The sequence below is a fragment of the Arhodomonas sp. KWT genome (assembly GCF_010993615.1).
The window spans coordinates 1-667 of the sequence record NZ_WNXE01000921.1 but is presented as its reverse complement, the minus strand read 5'-3'; the positions used below and the strand labels follow the sequence as shown (position 1 = coordinate 667).

1 protein-coding gene is annotated in these 667 nt (G+C 74.7%); it reads right to left on the bottom strand.

Translation table 11 applies throughout. The features are described from left to right. Positions 1 to 667: sensor histidine kinase (locus tag G7A99_RS23315; RefSeq protein WP_305792365.1), on the bottom strand; the 667-nt coding region annotated here is incomplete at both ends.

Genomic DNA, 667 nt, shown 5'->3' with positions numbered 1-667 from the left:
CCTCGATCCACAGCGGGCCGCCGCAGCCGGTGGTGGCGTACGCCTCGACCGCGTTGGTCACCAGGTTGCCGAGGACCTGCTCGAGGGCGCGGGGTTCGGCGCATGCAGTCAGCTCCGGCGGCCGGACGTCGACGGACACGGTGACGTCCCGCCGGCGCAGCGGGTGCTCGTGCAGCGCCAGTGCGTGGCGGATCAGCGGCCCCAGCCGAACCGGCTGGTTCGGCGGTGTCTCCCGGCGCAGCGACGCCCGCGTGCGGGCCACCACGGCGGCGCCGCGCTCGGCCTGGTCATCGATCCGGCGGAGGATCGGCAGCAGCGGGTGTGCCGGGTCGTCCCGGCGCAGGCGCACGAGGCAGCCCTCGGCGTAGTTGCGGATCGCGGCCAGGGGCTGGTTCAGCTCGTGGGCGAGCTCCGTGGCCATCTCGCCGACCAGGCTCGCTCGCTGGGCGGCGGCGAGCTCACGCTCCCGCGACTGGAGCCGGGCATGGGTGGCGCGGAGCTGGTGCGCCCGCCGCCGGGCCAGGGCCTGCAGCCAGCAGTGATGCAGCAGCCCGAGCAGCGCGAAGACGGCGGCCAGCATCACCAGCGTGCGGTTATCGGCCACCCACGTGGCGATCTGCTCGGACAGAGGCGGGTGCAGCGGATGGAGCGAGAGCTCGTCGAGCAG